The sequence below is a fragment of the Prevotella sp. P5-92 genome, assembly GCF_002251245.1.
In the GTDB taxonomy this organism is placed as follows: Bacteria; Bacteroidota; Bacteroidia; order Bacteroidales; family Bacteroidaceae; genus Prevotella.
This window is the reverse complement of the sequence record NZ_NPJG01000098.1, coordinates 1-15,732: the sequence shown is the minus strand read 5'-3', so window position 1 is coordinate 15,732 and position 15,732 is coordinate 1. Positions and strand designations below refer to the sequence as shown.

Annotated in this window: 12 protein-coding genes; all 12 read right to left on the bottom strand. The window is 49.6% G+C overall.

What is annotated here, in order from left to right:
- Positions 1–64 precede the first annotated feature (64 nt).
- Positions 65–1,606, bottom strand: a complete 1,542-nt coding sequence (gene araA / locus CIK99_RS09815; protein WP_094381341.1) for an L-arabinose isomerase — start codon at positions 1,604–1,606, stop codon at positions 65–67.
- A 55-nt stretch (positions 1,607–1,661) separates the two neighbouring features.
- Entirely contained in the window at positions 1,662–2,363 is a 702-nt protein-coding gene (locus tag CIK99_RS09810; RefSeq protein ID WP_094381340.1) for an L-ribulose-5-phosphate 4-epimerase, read from the bottom strand.
- 104 nt (positions 2,364–2,467) lie between these two features.
- A complete protein-coding gene (locus CIK99_RS09805) occupies positions 2,468–3,145 on the bottom strand; it encodes an NUDIX domain-containing protein (RefSeq protein WP_094381339.1) in 678 nt (225 codons plus the stop codon).
- A 116-nt stretch (positions 3,146–3,261) separates the two neighbouring features.
- Positions 3,262–4,986 carry a sodium:solute symporter gene (locus CIK99_RS09800; RefSeq protein WP_094381338.1) on the bottom strand — a complete coding sequence of 575 codons (1,725 nt, stop codon included), beginning with the start codon at positions 4,984–4,986 and terminating at the stop codon, positions 3,262–3,264.
- A 31-nt stretch (positions 4,987–5,017) separates the two neighbouring features.
- Positions 5,018–6,184 carry an aldose epimerase family protein gene (locus CIK99_RS09795; protein ID WP_094381337.1) on the bottom strand — a complete coding sequence of 389 codons (1,167 nt, stop codon included), beginning with the start codon at positions 6,182–6,184 and terminating at the stop codon, positions 5,018–5,020.
- 241 nt (positions 6,185–6,425) lie between these two features.
- Positions 6,426–7,586 carry a galactokinase gene (galK, locus tag CIK99_RS09790; RefSeq protein WP_094381336.1) on the bottom strand — a complete coding sequence of 387 codons (1,161 nt, stop codon included), beginning with the start codon at positions 7,584–7,586 and terminating at the stop codon, positions 6,426–6,428.
- Positions 7,587–7,616: 30 nt separating this feature from the next.
- Positions 7,617–8,924 (bottom strand): MFS transporter, encoded by a 1,308-nt coding sequence (locus tag CIK99_RS09785; protein ID WP_094381335.1) that lies wholly within the window; start codon positions 8,922–8,924, stop codon positions 7,617–7,619.
- A 111-nt stretch (positions 8,925–9,035) separates the two neighbouring features.
- Complete coding sequence (locus CIK99_RS09780; RefSeq protein WP_094381334.1) at positions 9,036–10,127, bottom strand: aldose epimerase family protein; 1,092 nt, start codon at positions 10,125–10,127, stop codon at positions 9,036–9,038.
- Positions 10,128–10,245: 118 nt separating this feature from the next.
- Positions 10,246–11,535, bottom strand: coding sequence for a folylpolyglutamate synthase/dihydrofolate synthase family protein (locus CIK99_RS09775; RefSeq protein ID WP_094381333.1), 1,290 nt, complete (start codon positions 11,533–11,535; stop codon positions 10,246–10,248).
- A 100-nt stretch (positions 11,536–11,635) separates the two neighbouring features.
- Positions 11,636–12,817 carry a molecular chaperone DnaJ gene (gene dnaJ / locus CIK99_RS09770; RefSeq protein ID WP_094381332.1) on the bottom strand — a complete coding sequence of 394 codons (1,182 nt, stop codon included), beginning with the start codon at positions 12,815–12,817 and terminating at the stop codon, positions 11,636–11,638.
- A gap of 59 nt (positions 12,818–12,876) precedes the next feature.
- Complete coding sequence (locus CIK99_RS09765) at positions 12,877–13,512, bottom strand: nucleotide exchange factor GrpE (RefSeq protein ID WP_094381435.1); 636 nt, start codon at positions 13,510–13,512, stop codon at positions 12,877–12,879.
- A 99-nt stretch (positions 13,513–13,611) separates the two neighbouring features.
- Positions 13,612–15,225 (bottom strand): ABC-F family ATP-binding cassette domain-containing protein, encoded by a 1,614-nt coding sequence (locus CIK99_RS09760; RefSeq protein ID WP_094381331.1) that lies wholly within the window; start codon positions 15,223–15,225, stop codon positions 13,612–13,614.
- Positions 15,226–15,732: the final 507 nt, after the last annotated feature.

Genomic DNA, 15,732 nt, shown 5'->3' with positions numbered 1-15,732 from the left:
CATACGTCTTTAACTTCTTTAACTTCCTTAACTTCTTTACCTTCCCTTTCCTCCCAAAGCTGAATTACTTAAACGACTTGTTCAACATGTAGTACACCTCGTTGTTGCGGAGCTGTGTCTTGAAGCCGCTTGTAGTGGTGTCCTTATCGATATTGATGCACTCGATGTCGAGCATCTCGGCGAAGTCTTCCCAGTATTCAGCTGTGATATCATAAGAGAATGCGCTGTGGTGTGTACCTCCGGCGAGGATCCATGCGCCTGCACCGATCTCGAATGAAGGCTGTGGTACCCAAAGTGCAGAAGCCACGGGGAGCTTTGGCATTGGCTTTGGCTCGATACACTCTACCTCAGAGGTGATGAGACGGAAGCGGTTGCCGAGGTCAACGACGGTGGCCTTGATACCACGACCGGTCTTTGAGGTGAAGACAAGACGTGCAGTCTGCTCCTTGCGGATACCGATACCGAGGAAGTGAACCTCGAGTGTTGGCTTGTTGACAGCGATGAGCGGACAAACCTCGAGCATGTGGCTCTGGAGGCTTGATGTGCAGTCGGGAGCGAAGTTGAGGGTGTAGTCCTCGAGGAACGAGCATCCCTTCTCCAAGCCCTGGTTCATCATCCAGAGAGAGCGATAGAGGCAAGCTGTCTTCCAGTCGCCCTCGGCACCGAAGCCGATACCCTCTGCCATCAGTCGCTGAGAAGCGAGACCTGGTATCTGGTCGAAGCCGATGAAGTTCGGGTCGTTGATGTCTGCCTCGCCAAGGTCGTCGAAGTTGGTGGTGAAGGCAGTAGCGCCCTCTTCCTTCAGCACTCGGCGCAGAGCGATCTCTGCCTTAGCTGCATGAAGCACCTTCTCCCAGTAAACCTCTTCGCCAGACTCGTCGATCTTGATGGTGTATTCCTTCTTGTATTCCTCAACGAGAGCCTGTGCCTCCTCGTCAGAAACCTGCTTCCAGTATTCCATGAGGTTTGATACTGGATAGTAGTCAACATGATAGCCGAGACGCTGTTCGAACTCTACGCGGTCGCCATCGGTAACGGCAACGTTGTTCATGTTCATACCGAACATCAGACAGCGGCAGTTGTGAGCGTCGGCAACGGCAGCAGCCACGCGCGACCAAACGGCTATTCTCTCCTGTGCCTCTGGGCTCTTCCAGTGTCCTACCACCACCTTGCGTGGAACGCGCATACGTGTGCAGATATGACCGAACTCGATGTCGCCATGAGCCGACTGGTTGAGGTTCATGAAGTCCATGTCGATAGTATCCCAAGGCAGGTCGGCGTTATACTGAGTGTGGAAGTGAAGCAAAGGCTTCTTCAGTGCCTGAAGACCCTTGATCCACATCTTTGCGGGCGAGAATGTGTGCATCCAAGTGATGATGCCGACACACTTCTCGTCATTGTTCGAGGCCTTCATGATAGCCTCTACTTCAGCAGAAGAGTTTGCTGTACCTTTATATACTACTTTGATAGGAAGGCGGCCAGACTCGTTGAGTCCTTCAACCATTTCCTTTGAGTGACTGTCCACTGCTACTACTGCGTCGCCTCCATAGAGGAGCTGTGCGCCTGTTACGAACCATACTTCATAGTTCTCAAATGCTTTTACCATAGGATGTAAGTTTTTTAATTTGATTATTTAATTAATTGTTAGATTGTAAGCGATGTTATTTCTTCTTCTGTCCGTAGTATGCGTTAGGGCCATGCTTACGGCTGAAATGCTTCTCGACGAGCAGCGGGTTCATCGTTGTGTCGGGATTGACAGAGAACGACACGAATGCCATCTTTGCCACCTGCTCCATCACCACTGCGTTATATACGGCGTTGTCGGCGTCCTTGCCCCAAGAGAATGGACCATGGTTCTTCACCAGCACGCCTGGAGTGTGAACAGGGTTGATGTTGCCATCCTTGATGCGCTTCACGATCACATTGCCTGTCTCGAGCTCATAGTCGCCCTTCACCTCTGCCTCTGTCATCGAGTCGGTGCATGGGATATCGTCGTGGAAATAGTCGGCATGTGTGGTACCGATGTTTGGAATATCCTTGCCAGCCTGTGCCCATGCTGTGGCATAAGTGGAGTGAGTGTGAACCACGCCACCTATCTCAGGGAAAGTGCGGTAGAGCACGAGATGGGTTGGAGTGTCTGACGAGGGGTTGAGGTCTCCCTCCACCACCTTTCCTGTCTCGAGGTCAACGACGACCATGTCCGAGGCCTTCATGTCGTCATAGCTCACGCCAGAAGGTTTTATTACTACGAGACCTTTCTCACGGTCTATGCCTGAGACGTTGCCCCACGTGAATATCACGAGATTGTGCTTAACCAAGTCGAGGTTAGCCTTAAAGACTTTTTCTTTCAGTTCTTCTAACATAATGCAATATTTTATAAGTGAATTTTATGTTTATTCTTCCATTAGTATTTCCCAGCCTTACTGGTGGGATATAACCTATATATATATTGTGTGTGATAATAATTTCAAAGTTTGAAGTTCGAGTCGTCGCGATACGCTTTTTGGTTGAAGCGGTAGAGCGATGCGCCTCGCTTTGAGTTCTGCTTGTCGATGAGCTCAGTCTTCTCTATGAATCCCATTTCCTTGATGCGCTTTCGGAAATTTCGTTTATCAACTTCTTCACCAACCACAGCTTCATAGAGTTTCTGTAATTGTGTGAGTGTGAACAGGTTTGGCAGGAGGTTGAAACCTATTGGTTCGCTCGAAATCTTCTGCCTCATCAGTTTTCTTGCTCTCATCACCATGTTATTATGGTCGGAATAGAGATTGGGCATATCGTCGATATTGACCCACTCCACCCCATGCTGTTCCTGCAACGTCTTGTCGTAGTCATTGACGTTGATGAGTGCGTAATATGCGATGGAGATGACCCTCTCACCAGGATCTCGATCTACCCTACCAAACGCCCCCACCTGTCGGATATAGAGATTGCGCAGTCCGGTGAGTTCCAATATCACCCTGTTTGCAGCCTCGTCGATGCTCTCTTGAGCGTTGACAAATCCACCGTACAGCGACCATTCGCCGCGTCCTGGATCCATCTGTCGTTTACCTACGAGTATGCGGAGCTTTCCCTCGTCGAATCCGAATATGATACAGTCAACGGAAACGAGTACTTTCGGATATTCCTGATAAAATTGTGTCATCTAAATATTCAATTGGGTTTCTTTACAGGTAAAAGGTCGCCAGAGCATGTCTGCCTATGCCTGCTCTCGCAAGTCTGGCGACCTTATTGTTCTTTATAGTTTATTATTTACGATTATTACCAGAAGTATGCGTAGAAGGCTGCACAGAGTCCGATAACGACGAGTGTACCTACGATATCGAACAAGCCCCAGCTCTCGCGGATAGACTTCTTGAAGTCGGCTGTGAATGTGATGGCCTCCACCTGTGCCTTGCTTGGAGCAGGAGTAAAGCAGCTCACAACAATCATGAAGAGGATGAGGAACACAAGCAGCCAGCACTCAAACACGAGCCAGTTGGTCTGCCAGAACCATGCTGTGGCATCCCAGAACGCACCGTCCATAGCAGCCTTGCCTGTGTCGGTGATAACATTGGTAACAAGGCGGAGCATACCGATAAGGAAACCGACGATCATGGTGTATTCACCTGCCTTAGGAGTAATCTTCTTGGAGAAGATACCCATTGCAAACACAGCTACCATTGCCGGAGCCAAGAGCGACTGGATTCCCTGGAGATAGTTGTAGAGGGTGTCCATCTTCATCATGATAGGCAACCATGCGAAACCGAGGATAACGACTACCACGGTAGCCATACGGCCTACGAATACATAATGCTCCTCGCTCATACCCTTCTTGAGTGGCTTGTAGAAGTCCTCGGTGAAGAGTGTGGCGCAGCTGTTGAAGAAAGCAGCAAGCGAAGCGACGAGGGCGCAGATGAATCCGATGGTCACGATACCCTTGATACCGGCGGGAAGCACGTTCTTCACCATGATGGCGAATGCAGCGTCGGTCTCCTGCATCTCGATTGTTCCCTGCTCAGCCAATGCTGCGGCAATCATACCAGGGATAAGGAACATGAAGCAAGGGAGGACCTTGAAGAAACCGGCAGCGATGGTACCGCGGCGGGCGCGCTTCATCACCTCCTCATTGCTCTCGCCAGGCACCTGTCCGAGTACACGCTGTACGATGTGCTGGTCGGTACACCAGTACCAGAAACCGATGATGGTTGCTCCGAGGAACACTACGAAACCAGGATATTCCTGATACATGCTATCGCCAGCCTCCCAGTGGAACATGTGTGTTGTTCCGTAGCCGTTGTTCAGCTGGTTGCAATAGTTCATCATGCTTGTCCATCCCTCACCAATGCTACCGCCACCGAGTGTGGCCAAACCGAGGAAGAGAACGAGGAATGAACCGATGACGAGAATAGGAGTCTGGATGGTGGAGAGAGTCATCACACCCTTCATACCACCGAACACGGTGAAGATGGTGGTGAGGATGATAAGGCCGATGGCTCCCGCCCAGAAGTTCAGACCCCAAAGATACTCGAAGAAGATACCACCTGTAAGTGCTGTCACGCTCACCTTAGTGAGGATATATGCCACGAGGGTGATGATAGACAGCCATGATCCAGTGCGCTGTGTATAGCGGAACTTAAGGAAGTCAGGCATGGTGATGATCTTGCCCATCTTGTTGATAAGGAGCTGATAGAAAGGTACGAAGAGCCAACCGAGGATGAGGATCATCCATCCCTGCATCTCCCAGTGAGCCATACCCACACCGCTCTTTGCGCCTGTACCGGCGAGACCTACGAGGTGCTCGCTACCGATATTTGCGGCAAAGATGGCCATACCAATCACATACCACGGCTCACCCTTACCGAAGAGGTAAGCGGAAGAGTCTTCTCCTTGTTGTGCTTTCTTGTCTTTGACAATAGCCCTCCACACAGCCCATACCACGCCGAGAACACCTATGGCGAGCACGGCCCAGTCAAGCCAAATAAATTCTGTTGATGTCCAATTCATTGTTTTTTATTTGATTAAGTTTGTTTATTCTTTACTTTACAGAGAATTTGTATGCACAGTGGCTATAGTACTTCTCGCCTGGCTTCAGGTATGGCTGTGGCCAGTCTTTCTTGTTTGGAGAGTCAGGATATTTCTGGCTTTCAAGACATACCGACACCTGCTTAGGATATTTAATGCCGTGCTTGCAAGATATTCCTGTGCCCTGGAAGTTGCCTGTATATACCTGAACACCAGGTTCGTTGGTGTACATCTCGAGGAAGATGCCAGTCTTTGGAGAATAGAGCGAAGCGCACACCTGTGTGTCGTCTCCCTTTCCGTCCTTATAGGTGTTAAGACACCAGTTGTGGTCATAACCGCTGGCGTTCTTTATCTGCTGGAACGTGGTGTCGCAGATGGTCTCTGCTATGGCATGTGGATTGCGGAAGTCCATTGGGGTGCCTTCCACGGGTGCTATTTCGCCTGTTGTCATATATGTCTTGTCGGCTGGAGTGTAGTTGTCGGCATTAACATAGAGCACCATGTCGGTACCCACCTGCGACGGGTCGCCGTTGAGGTTGAAATAGCTGTGGTTGGTCTGGTTAATGATAGTCTCCTTGTCTGTTGTTGCCTCCCACTGGATGTCGAGCGTATTGTTGCTCAATACGGTGTAAGTAGTGGTGGCAGTCACTGTGCCAGGGAAGCCGTTGTCGCCGTCGGGCGATACTATAGTGCATTTCAGAGTTGAGTCGTTGAGCTGTTCTGCGTCATACACCTGATACATCCATCCGGTGAAACCGCCATGGAGACAGTGTCCGAAATTGTTTTGTGGCAGTTGATACTCCTTGCCTTCAACGGTGATCTTGCCTTGGTTGATGCGGTTGGCATAACGTCCTACCGAAGAACCGAAGTCGCTTGGAGAATTCTTGATGTCGGCATACTGTGCGATATTGTCATAACCGAGCACTACATCGGTGGGCTTTCCGTCCTTGTCAGGAACGACCAGCGATACCACACGTGCACCGAAGTTGGTGATACACACTTCCATGCCGTTACTGTTCTTCAACGTGTAAAGAGCGGTCTTCTTTCCGTTGATTACCGAATCGAACTGTGCAGGATTCAGACCAGAAACGGTCTCGGTAGCCTGCTGACCTGAGGTGCAACTTGCTGCTATCGCGAGCATACCTACACCCAAGATAGATAACTGAATCTGTCTCTTCATGAGCTTGTTTTTAGTTTAATTTTAAGATTGTTCTTAATTTGTGCGCTAAGTTACGACTTTTTTTTGATATGACAAACATTTTTGCTGTTTTTTTTTATTATTAGTGTAATATTTACACTTTTATTGACTATTTTGTCCATTTATAGGCCAAAATGAGGCATAAAATTGACATAAAACAATAAAAGCGCAAGAATTGTCTGATTCCTGCGCTTTATATTATATAATAAGGTGTAACCGAGAGTTACTCGATTCTTCTTGAACCGTCGCCGATGACCACGTCGTAAACCTTTGGAGCGTGTCCGTATTTTGCGGCAAACTTCTCCTTTGCGTCAGCGATGAACTTATCGTAGAGCTCTTCCTTGACAAGGTTGATGGTGCAACCGCCGAAGCCACCGCCCATGATGCGGCTACCAGTCACGCCGTTCTCCTTGGCAATGTCGTTGAGGAAGTCGAGTTCTTCGCACGACACCTCATACTCTTTCGATAGTCCGTAGTGAGTCTCGTACATCTTCTGTCCCACTGTCTCATAGTCGCCAGCGTTGAGTGCGTCGCAAACGGCAAGTACGCGGTCTTTCTCTCCGAGTACAAACTTAGCGCGCTTGTAGTCTTCCTCGCCTACCTCAGCCCTTACCTCGTCGAGCTGTTCCCATGTGCAGTCGCGCAGAGTCTCAAACTTGCCTTCCGGATGCTTAGCGGCGATGTGCTTAACCACATTCTCGCAGCTGTTGCGGCGGTCGTTATATGGCGAACCGGCGAGCTCATGCTTCACTACAGAGTCGAGCAACACGAGTTTGTAGCCCTCAGGATTGAATGGGAAATACTCGAACTCACGGCTGCGGCAGTCAAGACGCATAAGGCAACCAGCCTTGCCGAAGACACTTGCGAACTGGTCCATGATACCGCAGTTTACACCGCAGTAGTTATGCTCAGTGGCCTGTCCTGCCAACACCATATCCCATTTCGACACTTTGTTGTCGCCGAAGAGGTCGTTGAGCGCGAAGGCATAGCAGCTCTCGAGTGCTGCAGAAGACGACATTCCTGCACCGAGTGGCACGTCGCCTGCAAAAGCGGTGTTGAATCCCTTGACATCCACACCGAGTTTGCGCATCTCCTGAACCACACCATAGATATAGCGTGCCCAGCTTGCTCGTGGACCCTGGGGGTCGTCAACCTTAAACTCAACACGATCCTTGAGGTCGATAGAGTAACACATTATAGTGTTTGTGCCATTAGGACGTATCTCACAGAGCATGCCCTTATCCACAGCTCCGGGGAAGACGAACCCGCCGTTATAGTCGGTATGTTCACCAATGAGGTTGATACGTCCAGGCGATGCATAAAGATTACCTGTCTTACCGTCAAAGTGCTTAATGAAGCGACTTCTTACAAATTCTATTTCCATAAATGTTTTTTGATATTGTTAATAATAAAGTTAGTCAACCGGGATGTCTTTATTCACGTTCTTCGATCCGAGCAATGCATACCAGAACATGTATGCCAATGCGACGAGAGGAACGATATAGCTGATCATATATCCAGCATTGTCGGCGATAAAGTTCTGGATGAGTGGCAATACGCCTCCTCCGACAACCATCATCATGAATATACCCGAAGCCTGTGCGGTATATTTGCCGAGACCCTCAGTGGCAAGATTGAATATCGATGCCCACATCACTGAGGTGCAGAGTCCGCAGAGCACGAGGAACAAGGCGCTCAGTGGCACTACTGTCATCTCAAACGAGCTGCCAGTGAAGAGCGGCATGGAAGCGGTCATCGTCTTTGGCGATATCATGGCGAGAACCACGAGAACCATGCCTGCACCCGATGTGCACAGCATCAGTACCTTCGACGACACCTTGTCGGCGATAAAGCCTGAGATGAATCGTCCGACGAGCATCAGCAACCAGTATGTTCCTGCCACGAAACCACCGATGGCTGCTGCGTTGGCCATGATACCAGCACCTCTCTCGCTGGTGTCGGCGATATAGAAGTTAAGAGTTCCAGGGATACCGATCTCCACACCCACATACACGAAGATTGCAACCACGCCGAGTACACAGTGACGGAATGACCATGGAGAGTGTTCAAACTTGGTGGCAGAAGTCACCTTGCCAATCTCTGGGTCTTCGATAGGAATGAAGAGGAGTGCGATGAAAGCACCGGCGAACACAGCCATTGCGATGTAAAGCACGAGGTTGATATCTGCCATCTGTGTGCTTGCGGTCACTGTTCCGATAAGAGCACCTACGAACATCGGGGTGAGTGTGCCTGACAGCGAGTTGAGTGAACCGCCGATGAGGTTGAGCTGGTTACCACGGTTGCCGCCGCCACCTATGAGGTTGAGCATTGGGTTTACCACGGTGTTGAGCAGACAAACCGAGAATCCTGACACGAAAGCGCCGAGGAGGTAGATGTAGAATCCCGTCAGTCCTGTTCCCATTCCAGACAGATACTGGATGAGCACGCCGATGAATCCCACTCCGATACCGAGGAGAGCTGTTTTCTTATATCCAATCTTAGTAAGGAACTTTCCTGCAGGAATACCCATGAACAGATAAGCGAAGAAGTTCATGAAGTTTCCCATCATACCCAAGAGGTTGCTGCCACCTATCTCAGGCTGGTTCTTCCAGATGACGCCAATAGGAGCCGCGAGGTTAGTGACAAACGAGATCATTGCATAAAGGAAGAACATTGTGATGATGGCAATGAAACTTCCTTGTCTTTTCTGTGTTTCTGACATTGTTTTTTAAGTTATTATTGTTGTTAATTCTTTGCTTTTGTTATTAACGCAGTAAATCCATGCCCCACATATTTATATATATAAGGCATGGATTATGTCGTTTCATTTGGTTTATTTTGCTATGCCAAACTTGTAAATGGTCTTCTGCTTATACTGCTGCTCGGGGCGGAGTACTACAGAAGGGAAGTATGGGCGGTTTGGAGTGTCGGGGAAGTGCTGACATTCAAGACATACAGCCGAGCGCTTGGGGAAGGTTGCGCCATGCTGTCCAACTTTTCCGGTGCAGAAGTTGGCTGTATAAAGCTGCATACCCGGTTCGGTGGTATAGACCTCGAGAGTACGTCCGCTCTCTGGCTCGGTCACTCTTGCCGCGAAGCTCAGTTCGCCTTCCTCTCTCTTGTTGAGCACGTAGTTGTGGTCGTAGCCCGAACCGTTCTTTATCTGCTCGTTGTCGGCGTCAATCTCCAGTCCGAATGCCTTTGGCTTGCGGAAGTCGAATGGAGTGCCTTCCACCTTAAGTATTTCGCCTGTAGGGATGCTGGTAGCGTCGATAGGCAGGTAGAAGTCGGAATTGATTTCGCATATCTGGTTCTCGATGGTGGCAGTCGGGTTGGCGATGCCTGAGAGAGAGAAGAATGCGTGGTGTGTCAGACAGCAGATGGTCTTCTTGTTGGTGGTGGCGAGATACTCTATCACGAGTTCGTTGTCGTCGGTGAAAGTGAATTCTACAGTCACCTTCATCTCACCCGAGAAGCACTCCTCACCGTAGGGCGATGTATAGTTGAGTGCAAGAGCACGAGGCCCCATCTGTTTGGCGTCCCATACGCGCACGTTAAATCCTTTCTTACCTCCGTGCAGGTGGTTAGGGCCATCGTTTGTGGCAAGATGATACTCTTTGCCGTTCAATACAAACTGTCCTTTGCAGATGCGGTTGCCGTAGCGTCCAATCAGTGTTGAGCGATAGATCTCGTCGGTCTCCATGAGAGCCTGGATGCTGTCGAAGCCCTGAACGACGTTAGCCACCTTACCGTCTTTATCGGGAACCATAATGGCACAGATTGCTCCACCGTAATTAGATATTGCAACCTCGAAACCCTTTCGGTTTCTCAATATGTATAAATCGGTTTTCTTACCGTTGATTGTGGTCTGGAAATCCTTGCGATTCAGACCACACAGATTCGCATTTTCTGTAGTGCTTGTCATATTGCAAATGTTTTTAGTTATTACTTTAATGTTTTAACTTGACTGCAAAGTAACAAAAAAAATTCTACACTTGCAAGAATAACTGCAAAAAAAACACTTTTTTTAGTGTTAAAAACACCTAAAAGCAATTTGACAAGAAATCGGCCACTACATAACTGCTGCCTCCGACGAAGATAAAATCATCTTCTCCGGCATTTTGCAATGCCGCCTTATATGCCTCAGCCACAGTGCTATATGCATCGCCATTCAAGTTGTTTCTTTCTCCTATAGCCTTCACGTCTTCCGATTTTATCGCTCTATGGCTATCTGCTTGTGTAAAATAGTATTTGGCCTCTTTAGGCAGCATTTCCGCCACTGTCTCTATGTCTTTGTCGCCTACCATTCCGAAGACGATATGCCTGTTTTTGCATTTCACTGCCCTGATCTGCGGGTCGAGATAGAGCCATGCAGCCACGTTATGTCCTGTGTCGCACACCACCAATGGCTTCGTGCCTACGGTCTGCCATCGTCCTCTAAGTCCGGTCATCTGTGCCACGTTGTACATTGCATCTGCTACAATGTCTCTGTCTGCAGAGGCGATGCCGAGGTTCACCAACACGGAGTAAGCGGTGAGGATGGTGTTGGCGTTCTTTTTCTGATAGCTTCCCGCCATGCGGCTCTTTATCTTCCCGTAGTGTGTGGTGAAGTAGTCGATCTCGCCGTTAATGTTGTCGTCGGCATCGGTCACTTCCCTTTTGTTTTCGGCGAAGACTATGGGAGCATCCATTTCGTCGGCCACCTGTTCAAACACACGTCGTGTCTCGGTGTATGTCTCTCCAATCACCACTGGTACACCTCTTTTTATTATACCCGCCTTTTCCTTTGCTATGCTCGAGAGCGTATTGCCGAGAAACTGGGTGTGGTCGAAGCTGATGTTGGTTATCACGCAGAGTTCGGGAGTGATGATATTGGTGCAGTCGAGTCTGCCGCCGAGTCCCACCTCTATCACGGCGAAGTCAACACCCTGGTCGCGGAAATAGCAGAAAGCCATGGCAGTGGTCAGTTCGAAGAACGACGGTCTCATCTCTTCAAACCTCTCCCTACCCTTCTCCACGAAATCCACCACATAGCTTTCGGGTATGCATTCCCCGTTGATGCGAATGCGTTCGCGAAAATCGACGAGGTGTGGCGAAGTGTACAGGCCGACCTTATATCCGTTGTTCTGAAGCAGTGCAGCGAGCGAGTGCGACACTGTTCCCTTGCCGTTTGTGCCAGCCACATGAATGGTTTTGAACGCCTTGTGTGGATGTCCATAGATGGAGTCGAGTTCTAATGTATTTTCCAGTCCGCTTTTATATCCATCCTTTCCTTGTCTCTCAAACATGGGGAGTTGGGAGAACAAAAATTCTGTAGTTTCTTTGTAATTCATAATAAAACTAATTGAGAACTGGCATAAACGCCAATTCTCAATTCCATTAGCAATTATGTTATGTCTTTTACTCTATCACCTTTTGTCTCGAGTCTTCACATTAATTGAAATAATTCCTGAACCTCTGGAAGATGGAGCGTCTTGTGGCGGCGTCGCCTTTAAAGTTGTCGCTGTCTTTCATCTTCTCCAGCTCTTTCTTCTCGTCGCGGCTCAATGTCTTTGGCACATAGACGCTGATATTCACTACCATGTCGCCCTTACCATTGCCATATCCCTGCACCTCGGGCAGACCTTTCGATCTCAGTCTTAGGGTCTTGCCAGGCTGTGTGCCAGAGTCTATCTTCACCCTTAGTTTCTTTCCGTCGATGGTAGGTATCTCCACGTCGCCTCCAAGTGCTGCTGTAGGGAAATCGAGCAAGAGGTTGTATATCAAGTCTTTTCCATCGCGAATGAAGGTGTCGTTAGGCTCTTCTTCCACCAGCACCTGGATGTCGCCGGCGATACCGTTTCGACGGCCGGCATTACCCTTGCCAGGCACGTTGACTATCATGCCTTCTGCCACTCCGGCAGGGATGTTGATTTCCACCACCTCTTCGCCTTTGGTGACTCCAGTGCCGCCACATTCCTTACACTTGTTCTTGATTATCTTGCCTTCTCCGTTACATGTAGGACAGACGCCTTGTGTCTGCATCATGCCGAAGATGCTCTGTGTGGTATGGCTGATGACACCCGAACCATGACATGTAGGACAAGTCTCGGTCTCGCCGCCTCCTTCCGAACCCGTTCCATGGCAGTGTGAGCACACCACATCCTTGCGTACCTTAAACTTCTTTGTCACTCCCTGAGCCACCTCTTCGAGAGACAGTCTCACCTTGAGGCGAAGGTCGTTGCCACGATGCTGTTGCGGACGACGCTGTCCGCCGCCGCCAAAGCCTCCAAAGCCGCTGAATCCGCCGAAGCCCGAAGCATGTCCGCCGAAGATGTCGCCAAACATCGAGAATATGTCGTCCATATTCATCGACGCTCCGCCGAAGCCGCCGAAGCCGCCTCCCGCACCGCCAGGTCCGGAGAATCCAAACTGGTCGTACTGCTGTCTTTTCTGCGGGTCGTGCAGCACGTCATAAGCCTCAGCCGCCTCCTTAAACTTCTCTTCCGCCTCTTTGTTGCCGGGGTTTCGGTCAGGATGGTATTTGATGGCTATCTTTCTGTAAGCCTTCTTTATTTCGTCTTCTGAAGCGCCCTTCTCCACTCCAAGCACTTCATAATAATCTCTCTTTGCCATCTTTCAATTGTTCAATCCTTCAATCGTTCAATATTTCAATTTTTCTATCTTTCTGTCTTTCACTGCCCCACAGCCACTTTGGCGTGTCTGATCACCTTGTCGTTGAGCTTATATCCGGTGAGCACACAGTCGAGCACCTTGCCCTTCTTGTCGTCGCCCATGCCAGGCACCATGGCTATTGCCTCGTGAATGTCGGTATTGAAATCCGCGTTTTCGGTTTCTATTGCCTTCACTCCGAGGCCCTCTAATACCTTTATAAACTTACTGTGGATCAGCTCCATGCCCTCTTTGAGCACAGCCGGGTCGTCGGTCTTTGCTCCGTTGGCAATGGCGCGTTCCATATCGTCTATCACTGGCAGTATGGCTGTGATAGCCTTCTCGCCGCCGTTGAGTATGAGTTCAGCCTTCTCCTTCAGAGTGCGTTTGCGGTAGTTGTCAAACTCAGCCACCGAGCGGAGATATTTGTCTTTCAGTTCCTCTATCTGTCGGTTAGCCTCCTCCAGAGGGTCTTTCTCCTCTTCTTCGGCAGCCACATTCTCGTCGGCATTTTCGTTTTCTGCGTTAGCCTTATCGCCGGCAACAGCCTCAGAGTCTGACGTTTTGTCAGCTCCGTCGATGTTTTCGCTTTCAGCCTCAGTGGCGTTGACGTCCTGTTGCTTCAGCTCCTCTTCGTTGATATTCTTGTTTTCTTCCATTTTTTCTTTGTTTTTGTTGTTCTCTGTTTTCCTCCTTGCAAATATCGTGCCAAACACTTTCACTTCTCCACGGAATATTATCAGACAGTGTCCATTTGCTTAACTGTACATCTTGGCTTTCTGCTCCTTTATCTGCTCGTCGTAGATATACTGGTCGTATTCCATCAGCTTGTCGATGGTGCCATTAGGAGTGAGCTCGATGATTCGGTCGGCTACGGTCTGAATAAACTCGTGGTCGTGGCTGGCGAAGATGATGTTTCCCTTAAACTGCACGAGATTGTTGTTGAAAGCCTGAATGCTCTCAAGGTCGAGGTGGTTGGTAGGGGTGTCGAGAATGAGGCAGTTGGCGTTTTTCAACTGCATGCGAGCTATCATACAGCGCATCTTCTCACCTCCCGAGAGCACATTCACCTTCTTCATCACGTCTTCGTCTTTGAAGAGCATGCGTCCGAGGAAGCTCTTCATCAGCACCTCGTTGCCTTTGCCATATTGGCTGAGCCAATCCACGAGGTTGAGGTCAGAGTCGAAGAATTTCGTGTTGTCGAGTGGCAGATAAGCCGTGGTGATGGTCACACCCCACTTATATTCGCCTGCGTCAGGCTGCCTATTGCCGTTGATGATCTCGAAGAGAGCGGTCATGGCCTTGGGGTTATGGCTGAGGAACACGGTCTTCTGTCCTTTTTCTATTGTGAAGTTCACGTGGTCGAAGAGCACTGTTCCGTCTGGCTCCACCGCCTTGAGGTCCTGTACTTCGAGTATCTGTGTTCCTGGTTCGCGTTCCATCTGGAAGATGATGCCAGGGTATTTCCTTGACGACGGGCGTATCTCCTCGACGTTGAGCTTCTCGAGCATTTTCTTTCTTGAGGTGGTCTGCTTGCTCTTTGCCACATTGGCAGAGAATCGGCGAATAAATTCCTCGAGTTCCTTTCGTTTCTCCTCAGCTTTCTGCCGTTGGTTCTGAGCCTGGCGCAAAGCAAGCTGCGAGCTCTCGTACCAGAAAGAATAGTTGCCGGCAAACACTGTCACCTTACCGAAGTCGATATCCACGGTCTGTGTAGAGACGGCGTCGAGGAAGTGACGGTCGTGGCTCACCACGAGCACGGTCTGTTCCACGTTGCTGAGATATTCCTCCAGCCACATCACGGTGTCGAGGTCGAGGTCGTTGGTAGGCTCGTCGAGGAGCAGGTTGTCGGGATGTCCGAAGAGAGCTTTTGCCAACATTACGCGCACCTTTTCGTTGTTCGACAGTTCGCTCATCATCTTGTCGTGCATGTCGTCCTTGATGCCGAGGTTAGTCAGCATCTGGTCGGCGTCGCTTTCGGCGTTCCATCCGTCCATCTGAGCAAACTTGTCTTCGAGTTCTGCCACTTTGATGCCGTCTTCCTCGTTGAAGTCGGGTTTCATATAGAGAGCCTCGCGCTCTTTCATGTTCTGCCAAAGGGGTTGGTGTCCCATGAGCACGGTGTCTCTCACGCTGTACTCGTCATATTTGAAGTGGTCCTGTTCGAGCACCGAGAGGCGTTCGCCGGGTCCGAGCTCCACTGTACCCTTGTTGGGTTCCAGTTCGCCGCTGATGGCTCTGAGCAACGTTGACTTACCGGCACCGTTGGCACCGATCACTCCGTAGATATTTCCGTTTGTAAACTTGAGATTCACGTCCTTGTACAGGACCTTCTTTCCGAATTGGATAGCAAGATTTGTGACTGTTATCATTGTTATAAAATGCTTATTTTCGATTTTCAGGGTGCAAAGTTACACCAAAAAAATGAATAAGCGAAGGAAATAGCATCAAAAAGTTGAAAAATCACGCTTTTTTGCTAATTTATAGTTAGTTTCTGAAGGAAACACACATTATTTTATCCGCAGAGGGTGAGAGTTGCGGTCAAGCATCCACCACTCACCGGATTGCTGCCAAGCATCCGCCGCTCATCGGGTTGCCGCCAAGCATCCGCCACTCATCGGATTGCCGCCAAGCATCCGCCACTCATCGGGTTGCGGTCTTACATGGAGTAAGACCCCGAATATACCTAACTCGAGTTTCGGAAGTTTAAGACAGGGGACAGTCCTCTGCCTAAACGTCACAAAAAAAACAAAAAGGTTAACTTGTTAACGGTTAACTGGTAACTTTTCCCGCTTTTCACCCCACCCTGCCCTCTCGCTGCTTCAAAAGGTTGCAAGCAGAAAAAACTTCGGTATCGCGCGCGCACGCGTTATTATATA

What these genes read in the sequence shown, in the direction of transcription:
- CIK99_RS09795 (WP_094381337.1), bottom strand. Translation starts at nt 6,184, where the DNA reads ATGAAGAGACAGATTCAGTTATCTATCTTGGGTGTAGGTATGCTCGCG.
- CIK99_RS09785 (WP_094381335.1), bottom strand. Translation starts at nt 8,924, where the DNA reads ATGTCAGAAACACAGAAAAGACAAGGAAGTTTCATTGCCATCATCACA.
- CIK99_RS09810 (WP_094381340.1), bottom strand. Translation starts at nt 2,363, where the DNA reads ATGTTAGAAGAACTGAAAGAAAAAGTCTTTAAGGCTAACCTCGACTTG.
- CIK99_RS09760 (WP_094381331.1), bottom strand. Translation starts at nt 15,225, where the DNA reads ATGATAACAGTCACAAATCTTGCTATCCAATTCGGAAAGAAGGTCCTG.
- CIK99_RS09800 (WP_094381338.1), bottom strand. Translation starts at nt 4,986, where the DNA reads ATGAATTGGACATCAACAGAATTTATTTGGCTTGACTGGGCCGTGCTC.
- dnaJ (WP_094381332.1), bottom strand. Translation starts at nt 12,817, where the DNA reads ATGGCAAAGAGAGATTATTATGAAGTGCTTGGAGTGGAGAAGGGCGCT.
- galK (WP_094381336.1), bottom strand. Translation starts at nt 7,586, where the DNA reads ATGGAAATAGAATTTGTAAGAAGTCGCTTCATTAAGCACTTTGACGGT.
- CIK99_RS09780 (WP_094381334.1), bottom strand. Translation starts at nt 10,127, where the DNA reads ATGACAAGCACTACAGAAAATGCGAATCTGTGTGGTCTGAATCGCAAG.
- CIK99_RS09805 (WP_094381339.1), bottom strand. Translation starts at nt 3,145, where the DNA reads ATGACACAATTTTATCAGGAATATCCGAAAGTACTCGTTTCCGTTGAC.
- CIK99_RS09765 (WP_094381435.1), bottom strand. Translation starts at nt 13,512, where the DNA reads ATGGAAGAAAACAAGAATATCAACGAAGAGGAGCTGAAGCAACAGGAC.
- CIK99_RS09775 (WP_094381333.1), bottom strand. Translation starts at nt 11,535, where the DNA reads ATGAATTACAAAGAAACTACAGAATTTTTGTTCTCCCAACTCCCCATG.
- araA (WP_094381341.1), bottom strand. Translation starts at nt 1,606, where the DNA reads ATGGTAAAAGCATTTGAGAACTATGAAGTATGGTTCGTAACAGGCGCA.